Here is a 19,182-nt window from a genome sequence, read left to right as displayed (position 1 = left end):
CAGCGCGAAAAACTCTGGCACCGGATTGTCGGTGGCAGGTTGCAACAGACACCCGCGCGTTGCGTCGCCGTATCGCTGCTCAGGGCTTGGAGTAGTACTGCGCCAGCGCTTCGATCTGCAGATCCGACAGCCCGCGGGCAACGGGGCTCATCAGCGGATCATCGCGCCGCCCGTCGCGAAACGCCTCGAGTTGCCTTTGCAGGTAGATTTTCTTCTGGCCTGCCAGGTTCGGCCACTGTGAATTGTCACTTAGCCCGAGCGCGCCGTGACAGGCGGTGCAGGCTGCCGTATCGGTGCCGGCAATGCGATTCGTATCATCGCCCCGCGCCAGCGAGCTGAAATAAGCAGCCAGGTCCGCGATATCCGCATCCGACAGGCGCTGCGCCATCGGGCTCATCCATGGGTCATGGCGCACGCCGGAGCGAAAATCCGCGAGTTGCTTGGCCAGATAGGCGCGCTGCTGCCCCGCAAGATCCGGCCAGTTCATGTGCTCGCCGACTCCCCGTGCGCCATGACAGGCAACACAATCGAGCGCCTTGTCGCCAGGGCTTCGCTGATCCCCGCCATGCGCGCACAACGCGATCACAGCCATCGCCAGCGCGCCCATCAGAGTTTTATTCGCTTTCATCGGCTGTTCCACGTGGTCAATTGCTGTCGCCCGCCGCGTGAGGCATCAGCTTGCTGTGCTGCAGCAAGCGTACAAAGGCACCGAGCCGCTGGCGCCGGTAGGCGTCGACGTCGATGTCGCCGTAATCGTAGAAGCCCTTGCCATCACGCAACCCGCCGCGGCCCTGTTCCATGTTGCGCCGCACGATATCGGGTGGCGAAAAACGTTGCTCATCGATGTTCTGCGCCAGGTAATTGCTGGCGTGGTACAGAATGTCGCCGCCACCCCAATCGATGAATTCGAGCATGCCGAGAACTGCGTAACGAATCCCGAAGCCGATGCGCGTGGCCTTGTCGATATCCTCGGCGCTGGCCACGCCTTCCTCCACCAAGCGCGCCGCCTCGTTCATCGCCAGCGCCTGGATGCGCGAGACGATGTAGCCCGGTGACGAGCGGCACAGCACCGTCACCTTGCCGAGGCCCTCGAGCAGTTTGCGCAGTGCGCCGACTGTCGCGTCACCGGTCTGTGCGGCAGGGCTGATTTCAACCAGTGGCATCAGGTAAGCCGGGTTCAGCCAGTGGGCATTGGCAAAGCGCGCGGGGAAACGGCACTGGACCGCGAGCGAATCCGCCGTCATGGTCGAAGTCGTGGACGCCACGATTGCGTTCGCACCCACATGCTCGTGCATCCATGCATAGGTGTGCTGCTTGATCTCCGGCACTTCCGCAACCGCTTCGAACACGAAATCCGCGTCAGCCAGCACCGCCTCTCCCGCGGGCTTTTCCAGCACCCTGATGCGGGCCAGGATAGCGGCGACCTGCTGCCCGGACACGATATCGAGGTCCTGCAAAAACTGCAGTTCCGCGCCCAACTCCGTGATTACCGAGCGCTGCAGCTCCAGGAACGCAGCCGCCGGACGGGCCTCGCTGTCTATCAGCCACGCCGGGTAACCGGAGTAGGCGAAGAACAGTGCAATGCCGCGGCCCATGCGACCGGCACCGACCACCGAAATCAGCGGGCGATGGCAGGCATTCATCGCGGCACCCCGCGGGCGTCATGCATGCTTTCCCCGATAGGTGCGGCCAGCACTCAGGTGTGTCCCAGCCAGGCATGAAACACATTTTGTGGATCGTGCTTCTTGCGCAGTTGCTGCATGCGCTCCCATTTGGCCGGCGCGAAACACTCGCGAACATGCGCCGGATACCGCGCCGGGTCGATCTCGTTGATGTAATGGCCACGGCTCAGCGGTTTGAGCAATTCAACCGCCTCATCCATCCACTGGAAATTGGGTTCGATATCGGCCTCGCTCGATGCCATCAGATACCACGATACATAGTGTGGCGCGGTATTGGTGAAGCTCATGTCCTGGTCGGGTTTGCCGGGATTGAATCCCCACGCGGAGAGCACGAAAGACTGCGGCGAACGCGGCGGCGTCTGCTGGATGCGCTCGGCCAGCGCCTTGAGAGCGGCGCCCGGCTGGTCGGTCCAGATATTCTCCACCGCGGTACGCAATGGACTGGAATAATCCGTTTCCTGCCCTTCGAACAATTCCGGAAAGGACATCTGGACGTGCTCTTTTTTCAGTACGCTGAGCGCGGGAATTACGCTGCTGTCGACCGGCTCGAGCAGCGACAGCGCGTCATCGCGTGTGTCGCCAAAGGCCACCGCGCTGATCGCGCACACCAGCTCGCGCTCCTCGACCGGTTTCCCGGGTGGATAAAACCGCCCGATCACGGCCAGCAACTCGAGCCGCTGCTGCTTGTGCAGCGCCAGCGTCTCCAGCGCAGCAGTCACTTTGTCGAGCTCGCGTACCGGAACCAGGTACTTGCTCTTGGTTATGGCTTGCGGCAGCGGAAACAACTGCAGTCGATAGCGCACGATAGCAGCGAAAAATCCCGGCCCCGCACCGCGCAAGGCCCACAGCAGATCGCTGTTCTCGTCGGCCGAGGCCAGCACTTTTTCGCCATCGGCGGTGATGATTTCGGCCGCGAGTATCGAGTGGCAGGCAATACCCCATTCCGGCATGTTCCATCCCAGGCCACCACCGGTCAGGTAGCCTCCCAGCCCGACGATACCGGTATGCGCGGCAGGGAATGCCAGCCCATGGTGGCGTGTGAGTTCGATGAATTCCTCGCTGCGAATCCCCGGCTGGACCCAGGCCGTGCGGCTCGCACTGTCGATCTCGACCTCCCTCAGACCGGACAGATCTATCAGCAGCCCGTCATCGCGCAATACCGCGCGCGCCGGATTGTGCCCGGTCGCACGGACCGTGATCCTGAGACCGTTGTCGCGTGCATAACGCACCGCCTCGATCACGTCCTGCTCGGATGCGGCGCGCACGATCATGCGCGGATAACGCCTCGGCTTGAACAGGTACCACACCATGCTGGCACGCCAGGACTCGAAATCGGCATCACCACGGCGGATGATTTTGCCGCGGATCGCATCCAGGCTTCCCGCCAGCTGTCGCGCCCCGGCCAGCGAAGGCGCCAGCGCCAGTGACGCGGCAGCGCCGAGCAGGCCGGCGATGCGCCGCAAAAAATCACGTCGCGGGGATCCGGACACATCCATGCCATCGCTCTCCATTCAGGGTGTATCGACGATCCTGCTGTTTCCCGGCGTCTGCGCCGGTGATTCGCCGTAACGGCGCCGGTATTGCGCCAAAAATTTTCCTGGCTGGCTGCAACCCCATGTCATCGAGACCTCGGTGACCATGGCGGGCCCCGCTTGCGATTCGCGCAGCAGGCGATCGTGTAGCGGCGGCGCCCGCAGCCTGCTTGCCGCTCGGGTGCCCGTTCTGGCGCGGATTCCGGGCATGGCTCGCTCGCCACTCCGATATGTTGCCAACCCTTGGGTGTCCAGATATCCCATAGCGCTCCTCATTGCAATCGTCCAGCGGCGTGTTCCTGCTGTTCCTTGACATGGAACAGGACCCGGTTGTGCAGCCAATCCCACCAGCCGATCCGCACGCGGGAGAGGCTGGCGAGCCCTTGTAGCGACCGCTCAGCCCAGCGATCTGACCGTGTGACGCATGGGTTTCAGGCCCCGGCCGAGCAAGGCAGCGCCGAGCAGCGCCGAAACCGTGGCGATGAGAGACATCGAATAGCCGACCATTTGCTCGTCACGGAACAGGTAGTCGGTGCACAGTGCGACCAGCGTTGCCCCGCCGGTGATGCCGAGGATGTTCATCGACAGGAAGAACAGCGCCGTAACCTGCGCCCGCATCTGGTTGGGCGCCATGATCTGCAGCGCGGCAGCCGAGGTGGCGAGTGGAAAACTGGCAAAGAACATGGCCAGCGCCAACACTGCCAGGGTGGCCTCGAGCCCGCTCAGCGAGGAAAATGCCGCCGCCGGCAACACCAGGCCGAGAGCCCCGATCATGCCACAGCGCATGGCCGCATCATGGCTGCCGCGACGACTGAAAAAATCGGTCAGCACACCGCTGGCCAGCACGCCTGCGGTATTGCTGAGCAACACCAGGCAACCGAGATAAATGCCGACCTCCCTCACCGTGAGCGGAAAATTGCGCAACAGGTAGGCTGGCGCCCAGGACAGCAACGCAAACAGGGACAGTGCCAGAAAGCCGAAACCGAGATAATGCGCGATGAAGGTGTCCCGATGGCGGCCGATATGCGCAAAGACCTCGGCTACCGAAAACCCCGGTGCACTCCCATCGACCACACCCTTGCGCTGCGGGTCGCGAATGGTGAAGTAAAACAGTGCCGCGATCACGACACCCGGCAAGCCGACAATGAAAAAGGTCAGCTGCCAGGGGCGGACTGGCCCGAGCCACGGCAATTCGCTGATGCCCAACTCGCCGATCAGGCCGATCACGGTGCCGCCGATCAAAAACGCCAGTCCGGAACCGATAAACGAGCCAATCGAGTACACGCCCAGCGCAAGGCCGAGTTTCGTGCGTGGAAAGGAATCCGAAATCATCGAGTACGCTGCCGGCGACAGCGCCGCCTCGCCCACGCCAACGCCCATGCGCGCGAGAAACAGCTGCCCAAAATTCCTGGCCAGGCCGCAAATCGCGGTGGCAAAACTCCAGACGAATATGCCCAGCGCAATGATCAGCGGCCGCGACCGGGTATCGGCCAGCCGGGCGATGGGTATGCCCATGGTGGCGTAGAACAGCGCGAAGGCAAAACCGTGCACCAGGCTGAACTGCGTATCGGAGATCTGCAGATCGGCGCGTATCGGTTCGATCAACAGGGCCAGCACCTGGCGGTCGATAAAGGAGAATACGTAGGCCACCATGCACAGGAAAACAATATACCAGGCGCGGCCCGATGCCTGCTCGGGATCCTGACCCTCACTCACCGGCAGCGCCTCGCAGGGTATTCATGTCAGTGACTCCGCAATGCTTCGCTCATCAGCCTGAAGGCTTCCGATGCGTCCCAGGGGTCCAGGTGGATCTCGATCAGCAACGGCCCCGGCCCGCGGTGTTGCCCGGCCCTGGCCAGCGCCACTTCGAGATCGTCCTCGGTGTGCACATCCTCGCCTCGCACACCGCCAAAAACCTCCGCCAAGCGGTGGTATTTCCAGTCCGCAATATCGTTGAAGGGGCCGTCGTGGATCAGACGCTCGGCAGTGTAGCCCCGGTTGTTCACCACGAAGACTATTGCCGTCTTGTCGTAGCGCACCATGCTGGAGACTTCCTGGGCGGTCATCTGGAACGAACCATCCCCCTCGAGGGCGATGACCCGTTGCCCCGGTGCGACCGCAAAGCAGGCACCCAGCGTCGCGCCAAAACCCATGCCGATCGAGGCCCAGTAGCAGGCAGCGATGTAGCGGGTAGCGGTGGGCAGTTGCAGGTTCGTGGCGTTGATGGCACAACCGGCATCGGCCAGAACCACATCGCCGGCGCGCAGGAAATGCGCAATACGATCATAGAACCGCCGGTTGCACAGCGCCGTCCCCGGCTGCGCCTGATAAGGCTTCCTTGCGCTGTGTGCAAACGCCTGCAGCGGCGCGTTTATTGGTCTTCCCGGTTTTGCCGGCAAGGCCGTGCGCAAGCCACCGACCAGATCGGCAATGGACACATCGCTGAACACCCGGCCTGCCACGCGCACCCGATTGTCCAGAACATGCACACACTGCTCCTCGCGCAGCTTCGCGGTGAATCCTCCCAGATTGAAGTCGGAGGCGACGCAGCCGAGAAAAATCACGGTGTCGGCACTCTCGACGTAATCGAGTACCTGCGCCCCCGAACCGGCACCCTGGTAGGGGCCAATGCAGTTGGGGTGCTGCTCGATGAAATCGGCCTTGCCAACGAACATCGAAGCCACCGCGAGCCCGCCGTGCTCCGCCAGTTCGCGCACCCGGTCCTCGATGCCGGCGCGCTGAATTTCATGACCCGGCAGCACCACGGTACGACCGCCCCCGCCGACCCTGCTCGCCAGCATCTGCACCGCCTGATCCAGTTCGGCGGGATCACTGCAAATGCCACGCGCGAAACTCATTTGCGCGGGTTCCGCACAGCGCTGGCGCTGCATGTCCTGGGGAATTTCCAGGTACACCGGCTTGCGCTGCGCGAGGCAAACGCCCAAGGCGTGATCGATGACGTCGCCGGCGCGCAACGGATCATCGAGCACGCAGGCGTGCGCCGTGATCTGTTCAAAGATTTTCAGCGATGCATCAAATTTTCCCGGCAGCAGATGATGCAGCACGGGCATCGTGCTGTACGCCTCGCGCGGCGGCCCACCCGTGACGATCAGCATCGGTACGCCCTCGGCGAATGCACCCGCCGTTGCATTGACGATGCTGAGCGAGCCCGGTCCGTAGGTGACCGCGGCCACACCAAGCCCGCGCAGCCGCGCATAACCGTCCGCCGCGTAACCCGCGTTGAGTTCGTTGCACGCCGCAACGTGGCTCACATCGCTCGCCACCAGCTGCTCGAAAAAAGGCAGTATATAGTCACCGGGAATGCCGAACACATGATCGACTCCCAGCGATTTGAGACGCCGCAGCAGGTACTCCGATACCGTGACTGTCATGTCAGGACATTCTGATCGTGATCCACTTCCATTCCGTCAGCAAGTCGAGGTCCACACCGGTTCCTTCACGCCCGAAACCGCTCAACCCCAGCCCGCCGAACGGGACGTGAGGCTCGTCCTGGATGGTCGCGCGATTGATGTGCACCATACCCGATCGCGCCTGGTGGGCAAGCTTCAGCGCCGTATCGATGTCGCGTGTGAAAATGGCAAAGCTGAGTCCATACTCGGTGTCATTGGCCCGCTCCATGGCATCGCTGACCTCGTCAAACACGTAGAGCGAGGTTACCGGACCAAAGGTCTCATTACGGCACACTTCCATGGCTTCGCTCACATCCTGCAGGATGGTTGGCTGACAGCGGTTGCCTACCCACTCGCCACCGGCAAGAATCCGTGCTCCCTTTGCGCGCGCATCCTCGATGTGACGCCGCACGCGCTCGCGCTGACGCTCGCTGATGATCGGCCCGATCGATGTGTCGGCAGCGCGCAGATCGCCCATTTTCGAATCGCGCGCCGCAGCGATGAATTTGCGGGTGAACTCCTCGGCAATACCGCGTTGCACAAAGATGCGGCTGGCACCCATGCAGGCCTGGCCCTGGAAAAAAAAGATGCTCAGATGCGCCGCCTGCACCGCCTCGTCGATATCGGCATCGTCGAGCACGATCAAGGGGCTCTTGCCGCCGAGCTCGAGAGTGACCGGTTTCAGGTCGCGGGCAGCAAGTTCCGCGACGTGCTTGCCGATACGCGGTGAACCACAGAAGCTGATGCTCCTGACCAGCGGGTGCGTGGTCAGCACATCACCGATGGCGAACGGATTTCCGGTGACCACATTGAACAGGCCCGCGGGCACACCGCCCTCGTGCAGCGTGCGGGCAAAGCGCAACGCCACCTGCGAGGCGAACTCCGATGGCAGATGCACCGTCGCATTGCCGGTGGCAATCGGCATCGCGCCCTGCTTGGTGACTTTCAGCAGGGGCACATTGAAGGGCGAGATCCCGGCCACCACGCCCACCGGTTCACGTACCGCCATGCTGAAGGTGCCCGGCATATCGGAGGGGATCACCTCCCCCTTGAGATTTCGCGGCACCCCGGCCGCCGCACGCAGCGCGCTGATGCAGTAACCAACCTCGAATTCGGCTTTGAAACGCGGCGATCCGACCTCGTCGATCAGGATATCCAGATACTCCTGCCGGTCGCGCTCGACCAGCGCCGCAGCGTTGCTCAGCCAGCGTTCGCGGTCCGCGGCCAGCCAGTGCCGGTTGTCCAGGAATGCCTGCTGGGCGACCCGCACGGCCTTGTCCATATCCTCTGCCGTAGCGCTGGCTACACGCGCGTAGACCGAGTTGTCATCGGGATTCAGATCGTCGAAGTACATACCCGAGGAGGGCGCCAGATGCTCGCCTCCGATCCACAGTTCGGACTGTTTGATTGCCGCCATCGCATCCTCCTGCCAGCTATTTTTTCCAGATATCCCGTTCGTGCATCAGCGCGATCTGCCGCTTCGTCACCTTTTCGGCATACTCGGCGTGTTTCATCGGCGCGCGATCGAGGTAGAGATTCTTCGGGTAGATGGCCTGCTCGTAGATGATCTGGTACATCTCCGTCTTCAGGTCCTTCATCCAGTTGGTCCACTTGGAACTGGCCCGATGATGGCGCAGGGCCGCAATATCGATGGGCCCCGAGATGAAGGTCGAAACGCCGCCGTAGGACTGCTTGCCGACGATCTGCCCCCGGTAGTTGACGATCATCGAGGCACCGCCGAAGGTGTCGATCGGCGTGTCAGACTCCCGGGTCAGATAGTAGGTGCCCATATTCGGTGCGATCACGTAGAAATTGTTGTCCAGCGCACGCGCACGATTCTGTATCTCGAAGTAGTCGTTGGAGGCCGCCGGGTGCGGAATCGACGCCCGGTACACGACTTCGCAACCATTCATCGCCAGGGCACGGGCATTTTCCGGGTACGAGCCCTCATTGGCCATCATGATGCCCATGCGTCCGAGTGGCGTATCGACTACCGGCCAGAACGCCTCGAGCGTGCGTCCGTATTTTTCGATCCACCAATCCCAGACATCGTGAGGCGTCATGGAATGCTCCACCGGCAGCAACGGCACCGTCTTGTGGTGTACCAGGATCACCTTGCCCTGGTCGTCGATGATAAAACCCATGTTGAAGAAGCGGTCCGGGAAGTCGGGATGGCGCGCCTTGGCCTGAGCCATGATGTAGACACCCCACTCCCTGGCAATTTCCCCCAGCGCATCGGTTTCGGGACCGGGAATGTCGATGGCACAGCTGTTGGCGAACGTGGCGTGATCGACGTCGAGCACCTCGTCATTGAAGCCCTGCAACGCACCTTCGGGCAGGATGATCAGCTTGACCGGAAGATCGATATCCGACAGCCAGCAGGCCGCCTTTATCATGTGGCGGTGGTGCTCGATGTTGCGAAAGATGTCTTCGCGCTGGCTGATACCCCAGACCGTCGGAACAAGGCCGACCGCGTTATATGGTTCGATCATGGCAATTCTCCCACCGCATCTCTTTCACACAATCTACAGACATCGGGGTGTCCGGCGCTATCGAAAATGACAGCGCTTCCGGATCAACCGGGCCACCATGGCGCAAAGGGCGGCTGCGGAGCAAGGTACAGTCTCGCGACTGCCGTTGCCACGCCCGGCTCAGGCGGGTTTGCGAACGCTCTGCTCGATACGGCCAAATATCGAGTGTCCGGATGCGTCCAGCATCTCGATCCGCACGCGGTCGCCGTAGCGCATGAACGGGGTAACGGGTTTGCCGTCGCGTATGGTTTCTATCATGCGGACCTCGGCGATACACGAATAACCGACGCCCCCCTCGCTGATCGCATTGCCGTGCCCGGTATCCTGCTTGTTGGAGACCGTGCCGGAGCCGACGATGGATCCGGCGCGCACATTGCGACTCTTGCAGATATGCGCGATCAACTGCCCGAAATCGAAAGTCATGTCGACACCGGCATCGGGTTTGCCGAACGGGGAATCGTTGAGGAATGAAAGCAGCGGCAAATGCAGCTTGCCGTCCTTCCAGCTATCGCCCAGTTCATCGGGGGTGACCGCGACCGGTGAAAATGCCGAGGCGGGTTTCGATTGCAGGAAGCCGAAACCCTTGGCGAGCTCCGCGGGAATCAACCCGCGCAGTGAAACATCGTTGACCAGCATCAGCAGGCGGATATGTCCGCGCGCCGCGACCGCGTCCGTTCCCATGCATACATCGCCGGTGATCACCGCCACCTCGGCCTCGAAGTCGATGCCCCAGTCCTCGGCTGGCACCACCACATCATCATGCGGGCCGATAAAATCATCCGCGCCGCCCTGGTACATCAGGGGATCGGTCCAGAAGGTCGCGGGCATCTCGGCGCCACGCGCCCGACGCACCAGCTCCACGTGGTTGACATAGGCACTGCCATCGGCCCATTGGTAGGCTCGCGGCAGGGGGGAGGCACATTGCGACTGCTCGAACGCAAACGCGCCCGGCGCCTTGTTCTCGTTCAGCTCATCGTACAGCGCGCGCAATTCGGGCTCCGCGCGCTCCCAGTCATCGAGCGCGGCCTGCAGCGTGGCGGCCACATGGGTTGCATCCACGGCACGTTTCAGGTCGCGCGACACCAGCACCAGCCTGCCGTCGCGCCCGTGTTTGAGTGATGCCAGCTTCATGCCGGGCCTCCGCTTCCTAGTTGTCCAGTGTGTCGAGCGCCGATTGCAGCGAGTGCCACATTTCCTGGTCACGCTCCGCGGTCCACACGCGCGGATCGGGATGTTCGCCGGATTCGTCGTAGCAGCGCGTGATATCGAAGGGCAGGCAGTGATCGAATATCACCCACTCGCTGTACTTCGGCGCCAGCAGGCGATAAGTCTCGGCATAGCACTCGCTCAGCGATTTGCCCGCCTCGCGCCCGGCCTTGACGCTTTGGTACATGGTCAGCAGAAAATCGCGCGTACCTTCGATCGCCTGGCGGCTGCCTTGTGCCGTGAGCAGCGCTTCACCGCGCCCCGGAACGAGCTTTTCGGGACCCAGTTCGAGCATGCGATCGAGCGTTGCCGGCCAGTCCTTGTGGTAGGCATCGCCGGTGTAGGGGGTGGCGCCGAACTCGACCTGATCACCACTGAACAATACCTTTTCCCGCGGCAACCACACCACGGTATCGCCCTTGGTATGGCCCCGTCCGAGTTGCATGATGCGCACTTCCAGCGCACCCAGGAACATGGTCAACTCGCGCTCGAACACGATGGTCGGCCAGGTCAGACCCGGAATCGATTCGATGCCGGTGAACAGGCGCGGGAAGCGCCCTGCCTCGGAGGCGTAGTCCGCTTCCCCGCGCTCCGCGATCAGGTCACGCGTGTCGCGGCTGGCGATGACGTTGCTGGCACCATAGGCACTCGCACCGAGCACGCGCACCGCATGGTAGTGGGTCATCACGATGTGCCGGATCGGCTGGTCGGTGACTTCGCGGATGCGCCGGATCACGTCCTGCGCCATGAGCGGTGTGGCCTGGGTATCGATCACCATCACCGAATCATCACCGACGATGATGCCGGTATTCGGATCACCTTCCGCAGTGTACGCCCAAGCGTGCTCCGAGAGTCGGGTGAAACTGATTTTCTTGGCCTCGAGATCGGCGTGCGAGGCGAATTTCTTGCTCATCGTATTCTCCTGTCGGGCTGGCCCGCGGGCCAGGGTTCAGCCGTCTTGTTGCGTGCTGGCTGCGGTTTCAGCGGCGATTCTCATCGCCTCGTCGAGCACCTGCTGGTCACCAATGTGGTTGGCAAGCAGCAGGATGAGACTGGCGTTGATCATCCGGCTCTGTGCCTCGTCGCGTTCCTGGTGCAGATCGACCAGTTGCTGGTAGAAGGCATCGGGGTTGGCGATGTTCGGCCGGGTGTCGAGTTTCATGTGTGGTTTCCTCAATCCCGGCAGGTCGCACGATCGAGCGCAGCGGCAATTGCCGCCCGGTCGAATATGCGCCAGCGCGCAGCCACGTGCTGGTCCGGACGAATCAGGTACGTGGTGCCAGGTCGTGCATCATAGCGCCCGGCGAGAAGCCCGTCGCAATCCTCGATATCCTGCCCCACGCACAGCACGTCGCAGCCGATGCCGTTCACCTCGAATGGTTCGTGTGGCTCATCGGCGAAAACCAGCGCCACGAAGCGCCCGCCAACATGGCGGAGAAACCAGTCCTGCCGACCGCGGCAGCGTACCGGCGCGTCGGCGCAATTGGTGCCGGGAAACATGCGTCCCGCGAATGAATCACCGTCGGGAGTGTTCAGCGAGGATTGCAGGTACGGCGTCGGCGTCGACAGGCGCCCGCTGTTGATCAGCGGCCTGGCAAAGGCGTGTTCCCGCGCCAGCAGCAGCACAGCATCCCGGAACGCACGGCTCGCGGGATTCTTCGGCGTGATGAAATCGGTCGCGCGCGAGGAGTGGCCGATATTGTCGTCGGCCGCGAATACGCGCTCCTCGTTGTAACTCTCGAGCAAACGCCGAGGCGCCTTGCCCTCGAGCACCAGTTTGAGCTTCCACACCAGGTTGTCGGCATCCTGTACCCCGGTGTTGGCACCACGTGCGCCAAAGGGAGAGACCTGGTGCGCGGAGTCGCCGGCAAAGATCACCCTTCCGTGCACGAATCGCTCGAGGCGCCGGCAGGCAAACTGGTACACCGAGACCCACTCGAGTTCGAAATCGGCATCGTCGCCGAGCATCGCGCGCAACCGCGGCAACACCCGTTCGGGTTTGCGCTCCTCGTGCGGGTCTGCATCCCAGCCGAGCTGGAAGTCGATGCGCCAGACACCGTCGGCCTGGCGATGCAGCAGCGCAGATTGATCGGGGTGGAACGGCGGATCGAACCAGTACCAGCGTTCGGTGGGGAAATCGGCGCGCATATGCACGTCGGCGATCAGAAAGCGATCCTGGAAAAAGCGGCCTTTGAATTCGGCGCCGAGAATGGCGCGGATGCCGCTGTTGGCGCCATCGCAGGCAATCACCCATTCGGCCTCGAGCGCGAAACGCTCATCGGGCGTCTCGATCGCGAGGCGCACGTACTCGCCGTGATCCTGCAGTCCGACCAGCTTGTGTTTCCAGTGCAGTTGCAGCAGCGGCGCGAGTTCCGCGCAGCGATCGACCAGGTATTCCTCGAGATAGTATTGCTGCAGGTTGATGAAAGCCGGCATCTGGTGGCCATCTTCGGGCAGCAGGTCAAAACGGTAGACCAGTTCCTCACCGCGAAATATCTTGCCGATTTTCCATCTCACACCCTTGGCCAGCATCGGTGCAGCGCAACCGAGGCGATCGAAAATCTCCAGAGGACGCTTTGCATAACACAGGCCGCGCGAGCCCACGCTGACGGTGTTGTTGTCATCGATCAGCACGACCGGCACGCCCTGCTGCGCGAGGTCGATGGCGGCGGTCAGGCCAATCGGTCCACCACCGACTATCACCACCGGACGCCGCGTGCCGCGCTCGCCGATGGGTACCATCGCAAATTCGTTGAAGCTATAGGTCTTTATCACGATTTGCGCGCACTCAGTCTCATGTTTTCCAGGAATCGACATATTCCATCAGCTCGACACCTCCCCCGATTTCCTGCGGGTCGAGAAAATCACGCGCATCAACCATCACCGCGACCTCGTCGGTTTCCTTGCGCGCATGGTTCATGGCGATATCGTAGGCCTTGGGGTGCGGGCCGTGCGGAAAGCCGCTGGGGTGATAGCTCGACATTCCGGGGTAGATGTTGTCGCGGCTGAAGAACTGCCCCTTGTGATAAAACAGGAATTCGTCAAAGTCCTCGTTGGAGTGGAAATAGGGCAGCTTCAGCGCGCCCGGGTCGGATTCGATCGGACGCGGACAAAAGGTGCAGATTATCGAGCGGCCCGCGAGGAAAGTAGTGTGCGCCGAGGGCGGCACATGGAAACGTGCCGACATCAGTGGCCGGATATCGCGCCAATTCAGCCGCACCGGCGCGAGATCCCCGTGCCAGCCGATGGCATCGAGCGGATTGTACGAATAGATGATGGAAGTCAGCTGGTTCTGGCGTTTTACCACGGTGGTGGTTTCACCCTCTGCGTACTGCGCCTTGAAGGCTTCGTCGATACGCGGCACATCCAGCACGCCTGGATCGAAAATCGCCTGGCGACCGACCAGCCCCTTGTTGGGCAAACCATAGGAATCGTTGCTGGCCTCGATCATCAGCAGCGAGGCATTGCCCGCGCACTCGAGCCGCCATGCGGTCCCGCGTGGCAACAACAGGTAATCACCGTCGCGAAACGAGAGGTGCCCGTAATCGCAGAACAGCTCGCCGCTGCCCTCGTGCACGAACAGCACCTGGTCGCCGTCGGCATTGCGCGCCAGGTGATCCATCGCGCCCGAGGTGTGCCACATTCTGATCTGGCAGGCTGCGTTGGCAAGAATCAGCGGCGCCTGCCAGGGGCAGCCGACGCCTGCGCGCACCTTGTTCAGGTCGTAGGCGTGCGGGCGCAGCGGTCCATCGAATTTCATCCATCCGGTCGGTGCGCGCTGGTGATGCAACTGGCTTGCCGGTCCGAAAAACCCTTCGCGTCCGATTTCGCGCTCGTAGGTTCCCGGCGGCATGTCGCAATGTGCCTGGCGCGTCGCCGTACCCTCGATCCTCACGAACGGAATCCATTCTTTCACGGTATCTCTCCACGACGCGCGCCTCGCCGGGCAGGTTGTGCGGCGTCAATCAAGTTTTATATGAAACTAATAATACATGCTATGTCTGCCAATGCAATAGCCGGCAATGGAGCGCGTCGCCCGGGCGCAGGCTGCGCGCTTCCGGGCAGGTGCAGCGAAAAACCTGCTTTTACAGGACCTTCAAATGCATTGCTTTTCAAGATCAGGGTTGAGGCTGGATTTATGACTGAAGGTATCGATAACATGGCACAGTATCAGACCTCCTGCTGGTTGCAAATGAAACCGGATTCGCGGCCAAGGCATCATCATGCCTGAACTCATATCTCGCCTGGCACTGATTGCGCTGGTTGCCTGCTCTGCCGTATCGACCGATCTGTACCTCTCGGGAATTCCCGGCCTGATCAGCGAACTCGGAGCCAGCCACGCCGACGGGCAACTCACGCTCAGCCTGTTCATGGTCGGCTTTGCGTTCGGACAACTGCTGTTTGGCCCGCTATCGGACTATTACGGGCGCATACCGGTGGTGACGGCCGGGCTGGCGCTCTACTGCATCGCCTCGCTCGGGTGCGCCATCGCACCGGGCATGAACCTGTTGCTCGCGGCGCGGCTGGTGCAAGGGCTCGGCGCTGCCTCGGGCCCGGTGATTGCACGCGCCATCGTGCGCGATCGCTATCAGGCACGCGATGCTGCGCGCGTGATGGCGCAACTGGCCGCGGCGATGGCGGTGGTGCCGCTGGTGGCGCCGGTGATCGGCAGCTGGCTGCTGTACTGGTTCGACTGGCGGGCGCAATTCGTGATGCTGATCCTGTTCGGCCTGCTCACCCTTGCCGGGGTGCGCACGCTTGCCGAGAGCTGCCCGTCGATCGGGCAGGGGAGTATCGCTCTTGGACGAATATTGGCGCAGTTCCGGCATTGCATGCGCAGCCCGGCGTTTATCGCGTTTCTGCTCTGTGGCGCTGCGAGCTGGGCTGGCTCGTTTGCCTATATTTCCAGCGCCTCGTTTATCGTGATCGAATTGCTCGGCGTGGCGCCACAGCATTTCGGCTATACCTTCATGCTGGCGGTGACGGGTTATATGGGCGGTGCCTTTCTCAGTGCGCGACTGGTGGTGCGTATCGGTATCGGTCGCACGCTGATGGCGGGCGTTGCGTCCAACCTGTGCGGTGCCGCGTTGCTGCTGGTGCTCGCCTGCGCGGATACACCCTCGCTGGCGGGAGTGATCGGGGCGGTGTTCTGCTGCTTTCTGGGCGGCGGCTTGTGCCTGTCGATCGGGCAGATGGGCGCAATATCGGAGTTTCCCCAGGCCGCCGGATCCGCGTCCGCGGTATTCGGTTTCCTGCAGACTGCGATGGCTGCGCTGGCGGGCTATGTCGTTGGCCAGAGCTATGACGCTACCTTGATGCCGACGGCGCTCGCCATGTGTGCGGCGGCACTGGTATCACTGGGCGGTCTGGTATTGCTGCTGCTGGTGAGCCGGCACCGACCGTCGACCCGCGAATAACCGGAGAGTTCCCATGGCCAGACGCCCCCCAACCACGTTGCAACTCGAGCAGTTCCTGCCCTATCGGCTGGTGAGTCTCGCGCAAGGGATCAGCACCGCGCTGTCGGCAATCTATCGCGAGGAGTTTGGCATCAGCGCTGCCGAATGGCGCGTGCTGGCCAATCTTGCCGAGATGGGCGAACTCAACCCCAAGGAAGTTGCGCTGCAGACCGCGATGGACAAGGCCAAGGTCTCGCGTGCCATCAAGGAACTCAGCGCCAGGCGCCTGGTGATCAAGCGTCGCGACGACGGTGATAACCGCGCCTACCGACTGCGGCTGAGCGACAAGGGTCTGGTGCTGTATGGCAAGATCGTGCCGCTGGCCCTGTCCTGGGAGGGACGATTGCTCGATGCGCTCGATGCCTCCGAGTACCGCGACCTGCTGCGGATCATCGACAAGTTGTCGCGCCGGATCGAGGCGGGTGTCGCCATCGACGACCGGGGCTTGTCGCGATAGCGACGTGGTCAGGCGCGCCGGATTCGTTTCTCCGACACGATTTCGTTGAAGCCTGCGCTCGCGACAATCAGGGCGTGCCTGGATTATTCCGACGAGAAGCAGATCGCGGGCGAACCGGGCCTCAATCCATTTTCAGCGGTACCGTAAACCATGTCTCCGGTACAGACCCGATCAAGACTGGTCGGAGTAAGAGGATTCGAACCTCCGACCCCCGCCTCCCGAAGGCGGTGCTCTACCAGGCTGAGCTACACTCCGATGCTGGTAATATCGCGGGCAGGCCCGCGAGGTGGCGCATTGTAGTAGAAAAAACTTTCAGGGGATATACAGACGCTCGATGAAAATGGCGAGCAGCGTCATTACGGTGGTCACGGTAATCACCATCAGCAGCAACAGCAACGGCCGAAACGGTTTGCGCTCTACGGAATGGATGCCACTGCTGGTGAACGCATCCACCTTGCGCTGATCTTCAGGACCGAGTTTTGGTCTGTCCATGTTCAGGCCGCGAAATCCTCTGCTGCGAGACTCATCAGGGTGGACGCGCCGGCCTCCACGCACAATGCCAGGCTCTCGGTGCGCGGCAGGATGCGCTGGAAATAGAACCGCGCCGTTTCGATCTTGGCCTTGTAGAAAGCCTGTTCCGCGGCGCCATCGGCCAGTTTGGCGAGCGCCTTCCGTGCCATCAGCACCCACATATAACCGAGCACATAATAACCCATGAACATCAGGTACTCGAATGCGGCGGCATCGGCCTCCTCGGGGTTTTTCATCGCCACGTCCGCGACCTGGATAGTCAGTCCCTCGAGGCGCTTGCCGGTTGCGCGCAGTGCCGCCACCAGCGGGGCGAGATCCTTGTCCGCGGCGTTGTCCTGGCAGAACTGCTCGACCGTGCCCACGAATCCACGCAACAGCTCACCGCCGCTGCCCATGATCTTGCGCCCGAGCAGGTCAAGCGCCTGGATAGCGCTGGTGCCCTCGTAGAGCAGCGCGATACGGGTATCACGCACGATCTGTTCCATGCCGTTATCGCGCACATAACCATGCCCGCCAAGCACCTGCACACCGAGATTCGCGGATTCATACCCGACCTCGGTGACAAAGGCCTTGGCAATTGGCGTCAGCAGCGCCATCAGGTCCTCGGCCTGCTTGCGAGCCTCCGCATCGGGCGAGCGATCGATGATATCGACCTGCTTGCACAACAGATACAGGAACGCCCTGCTGCCCTCGGCAAAAGCCTTCTGCGTCAGAAGCATGCGCCGGATATTCGGATGCACGATCAGCGGGTCGGCGGGACCCTCGGGGTTCTTGGGGCCTGACAACGAGCGGCCCTGCAAACGATCGCGCGCGTAAGCGAGCGCCCCCTGGTACGACAACTCGCATGCCGCCAGGCCCTGCAGCGCGGTCCCGAGACGCGCCGCGTTCATGAAGGTGAACATATGATTGAGGCCACGATTCGGCTCACCGATAAGGAAACCGGTTGCCTCGTCGAAATTCATCACGCAGGTAGCCGAGCCATTGATACCCATCTTGTGTTCGATCGAACCGCAACTCACGCTGTTGGCGCCGAGGGTGCCATCGGCCTGCGGCAATCGCTTGGGCACGATGAACAGGGAAATGCCCTTGGTTCCGGGCGGAGCGTCGGGCAGGCGCGCCAGCACGATGTGAATGATGTTCTCGACCAGGTCATGCTCGCCGGCCGAGATGAATATCTTGGTCCCGCTGATCCGGTAGGACCCATCCGCATGTGGCTCCGCTCGGGTACGCAGCATGCCGAGATCGCTGCCCGCATGTGCTTCGGTGAGGCACATCGTTCCGGTCCACTCGCCACTGATCAGCTTGCCCAGGTAAGCGCTCTTCTGCGCCTCGGTGCCGTGGGCTTTCAGGGTACGCACGGCGCCGTGCGACAGGCCGGGGTACATCGCCCAGGCCCAGTTTGCGGTGCCGAACAGGTCCTCGACCAGCAGGTTCATCGAACCGGGAAGACCCTGTCCGCCGTATTCGGACGGTGCACTGAGTGCAGCCCAGCCGCCAGCGATGTATTGCTGATAGGCCTCGCGAAATCCCGCGGGAGTGCGCACACCTTCCGCGCTCCAGGTACACCCTTCCTCATCGCCGCTGCGGTACAGGGGCGCCAGCACGTTCTCGCAGAATTTCGCGGCCTCGCCAAGTATGGCCTCGATCAGATCGGGGGTGAATTCCTCGCAGCCGGGCAGCGACTCGAACAGACCCGGGAAATCCAGAAGCTCTTCCCGGACAAAGCGCATATCACGAAGCGGGGCCTTGTAGGACAGCATGACAACACCTCCAAGACAGTCATTGATGGGGGGGGATGCTATGCGCGCGGCCTCGCGTGAACCATTACGTATCAAGTAAACGGGAAACGCAGTCCGAACCCGGATCTCCAGGCTCAGACGTAGCTGTCAATGAAGTGTCCCGGCCCGTCGTCATCCTGATCGTCATCCGCATGCGGCGTGGGCGGTGTTTGCTTGCGCGGCGCCGTATCGTGCCGACGATCGATGATGCGCTCCTTGGCCAGCGCTTCCTCTATCGGAGGCAACGGCTGCTCGCGCAGACGGGTCTTCTGCTCCTCGGTCATGGCACGCCCGAGCGGATCGTGGGCAACCGCTACCGGAACCGGATTGAAGCCGACAGTGCCAACCACCGGCGTTGCCTGTGCTCAGGCCAGCACATCGATGATGGTGCCGAGCGTCTGCCCTGCGGTTTCGATGACCTTGGCGGAAGCCTTGACCTGCAATTCGGCCACGCGCAGATCGACCACCGCCTCGGTGATCGATTCCAGGTCACCGGTGGCACCGGAACCGGCGATCCGGGTTGCGGCATCGTTCGCACGCTGCAAACCCTCGCGAACGCCCTGCAGGCCAGTACTCAACAGCGGTTGTGTCGCCATGAG

At 62.2% G+C, this 19,182-nt stretch carries 19 protein-coding genes and 1 tRNA gene; 2 read left to right on the top strand and 18 right to left on the bottom strand.

Going from position 1 to position 19,182, the window contains the following annotated elements:
• Positions 1-79 precede the first annotated feature (79 nt).
• From IPF49_11920 to IPF49_11860, 13 genes are all read right to left on the bottom strand, one after another.
• Positions 80-628, bottom strand: a complete 549-nt coding sequence (locus IPF49_11920; GenBank protein MBK6288322.1) for a c-type cytochrome — start codon at positions 626-628, stop codon at positions 80-82.
• 16 nt (positions 629-644) lie between these two features.
• Positions 645-1,643 carry a 3-hydroxybutyryl-CoA dehydrogenase gene (locus tag IPF49_11915; GenBank protein MBK6288321.1) on the bottom strand — a complete coding sequence of 333 codons (999 nt, stop codon included), beginning with the start codon at positions 1,641-1,643 and terminating at the stop codon, positions 645-647.
• Positions 1,644-1,696: 53 nt separating this feature from the next.
• Positions 1,697-3,178 (bottom strand): FAD-binding oxidoreductase, encoded by a 1,482-nt coding sequence (locus IPF49_11910; GenBank protein MBK6288320.1) that lies wholly within the window; start codon positions 3,176-3,178, stop codon positions 1,697-1,699.
• A gap of 15 nt (positions 3,179-3,193) precedes the next feature.
• On the bottom strand, positions 3,194-3,424 hold the full coding sequence (locus IPF49_11905) for a hypothetical protein (protein MBK6288319.1): 231 nt from the start codon (positions 3,422-3,424) through the stop codon (positions 3,194-3,196).
• Between the two features lie 186 nt (positions 3,425-3,610).
• Entirely contained in the window at positions 3,611-4,867 is a 1,257-nt protein-coding gene (locus tag IPF49_11900) for an MFS transporter (GenBank protein ID MBK6288318.1), read from the bottom strand.
• Positions 4,868-4,956: 89 nt separating this feature from the next.
• A complete protein-coding gene (locus tag IPF49_11895) occupies positions 4,957-6,606 on the bottom strand; it encodes an alpha-keto acid decarboxylase family protein (GenBank protein MBK6288317.1) in 1,650 nt (549 codons plus the stop codon).
• Between the two features lies 1 nt (position 6,607).
• Positions 6,608-8,041, bottom strand: a complete 1,434-nt coding sequence (locus tag IPF49_11890; GenBank protein ID MBK6288316.1) for an aldehyde dehydrogenase family protein — start codon at positions 8,039-8,041, stop codon at positions 6,608-6,610.
• Between the two features lie 16 nt (positions 8,042-8,057).
• A complete protein-coding gene (locus tag IPF49_11885; protein ID MBK6288315.1) occupies positions 8,058-9,116 on the bottom strand; it encodes a hydrolase in 1,059 nt (352 codons plus the stop codon).
• 159 nt (positions 9,117-9,275) lie between these two features.
• The gene (locus tag IPF49_11880) at positions 9,276-10,286 is read right to left on the bottom strand and encodes a fumarylacetoacetate hydrolase family protein (protein ID MBK6288314.1); all 1,011 of its coding nucleotides are present in this window, start codon (positions 10,284-10,286) and stop codon (positions 9,276-9,278) included.
• A gap of 16 nt (positions 10,287-10,302) precedes the next feature.
• Complete coding sequence (locus IPF49_11875) at positions 10,303-11,274, bottom strand: MBL fold metallo-hydrolase (protein MBK6288313.1); 972 nt, start codon at positions 11,272-11,274, stop codon at positions 10,303-10,305.
• Positions 11,275-11,310: 36 nt separating this feature from the next.
• Positions 11,311-11,523 (bottom strand): DUF2783 domain-containing protein, encoded by a 213-nt coding sequence (locus tag IPF49_11870; protein MBK6288312.1) that lies wholly within the window; start codon positions 11,521-11,523, stop codon positions 11,311-11,313.
• Between the two features lie 11 nt (positions 11,524-11,534).
• Complete coding sequence (locus tag IPF49_11865) at positions 11,535-13,103, bottom strand: FAD-dependent oxidoreductase (GenBank protein MBK6288311.1); 1,569 nt, start codon at positions 13,101-13,103, stop codon at positions 11,535-11,537.
• Positions 13,104-13,155: 52 nt separating this feature from the next.
• Positions 13,156-14,277 carry a homogentisate 1,2-dioxygenase gene (locus IPF49_11860; protein MBK6288310.1) on the bottom strand — a complete coding sequence of 374 codons (1,122 nt, stop codon included), beginning with the start codon at positions 14,275-14,277 and terminating at the stop codon, positions 13,156-13,158.
• A gap of 307 nt (positions 14,278-14,584) precedes the next feature.
• Between IPF49_11860 and IPF49_11855 the strand changes: the two genes are divergently transcribed.
• Complete coding sequence (locus IPF49_11855; protein ID MBK6288309.1) at positions 14,585-15,778, top strand: multidrug effflux MFS transporter; 1,194 nt, start codon at positions 14,585-14,587, stop codon at positions 15,776-15,778.
• Between the two features lie 13 nt (positions 15,779-15,791).
• The gene (locus IPF49_11850) at positions 15,792-16,274 is read left to right on the top strand and encodes a winged helix-turn-helix transcriptional regulator (protein MBK6288308.1); all 483 of its coding nucleotides are present in this window, start codon (positions 15,792-15,794) and stop codon (positions 16,272-16,274) included.
• 178 nt (positions 16,275-16,452) lie between these two features.
• Here the strand turns inward: IPF49_11850 and IPF49_11845 are convergent.
• The 5 genes from IPF49_11845 to IPF49_11825 all read right to left on the bottom strand — a co-directional run bounded on the left by IPF49_11845 (position 16,453) and on the right by IPF49_11825 (position 19,179).
• Positions 16,453-16,529: transfer RNA gene (locus tag IPF49_11845), tRNA-Pro, on the bottom strand.
• 57 nt (positions 16,530-16,586) lie between these two features.
• Positions 16,587-16,766, bottom strand: a complete 180-nt coding sequence (locus tag IPF49_11840; GenBank protein MBK6288307.1) for a DUF3094 family protein — start codon at positions 16,764-16,766, stop codon at positions 16,587-16,589.
• A 2-nt stretch (positions 16,767-16,768) separates the two neighbouring features.
• Entirely contained in the window at positions 16,769-18,565 is a 1,797-nt protein-coding gene (locus tag IPF49_11835) for an acyl-CoA dehydrogenase C-terminal domain-containing protein (GenBank protein ID MBK6288306.1), read from the bottom strand.
• 113 nt (positions 18,566-18,678) lie between these two features.
• Positions 18,679-18,933 carry a hypothetical protein gene (locus IPF49_11830; protein ID MBK6288305.1) on the bottom strand — a complete coding sequence of 85 codons (255 nt, stop codon included), beginning with the start codon at positions 18,931-18,933 and terminating at the stop codon, positions 18,679-18,681.
• Between the two features lie 15 nt (positions 18,934-18,948).
• Positions 18,949-19,179 carry a flagellar biosynthesis protein FlgE gene (locus IPF49_11825; protein MBK6288304.1) on the bottom strand — a complete coding sequence of 77 codons (231 nt, stop codon included), beginning with the start codon at positions 19,177-19,179 and terminating at the stop codon, positions 18,949-18,951.
• Positions 19,180-19,182 lie beyond the last annotated feature (3 nt).

This window comes from Gammaproteobacteria bacterium (assembly GCA_016705365.1).
GTDB lineage: Bacteria > Pseudomonadota > Gammaproteobacteria > Pseudomonadales > UBA5518 > UBA5518.
The sequence above is the reverse complement of the archived record's forward strand: the minus strand, read 5'-3'. Positions and strand labels throughout refer to the sequence as shown.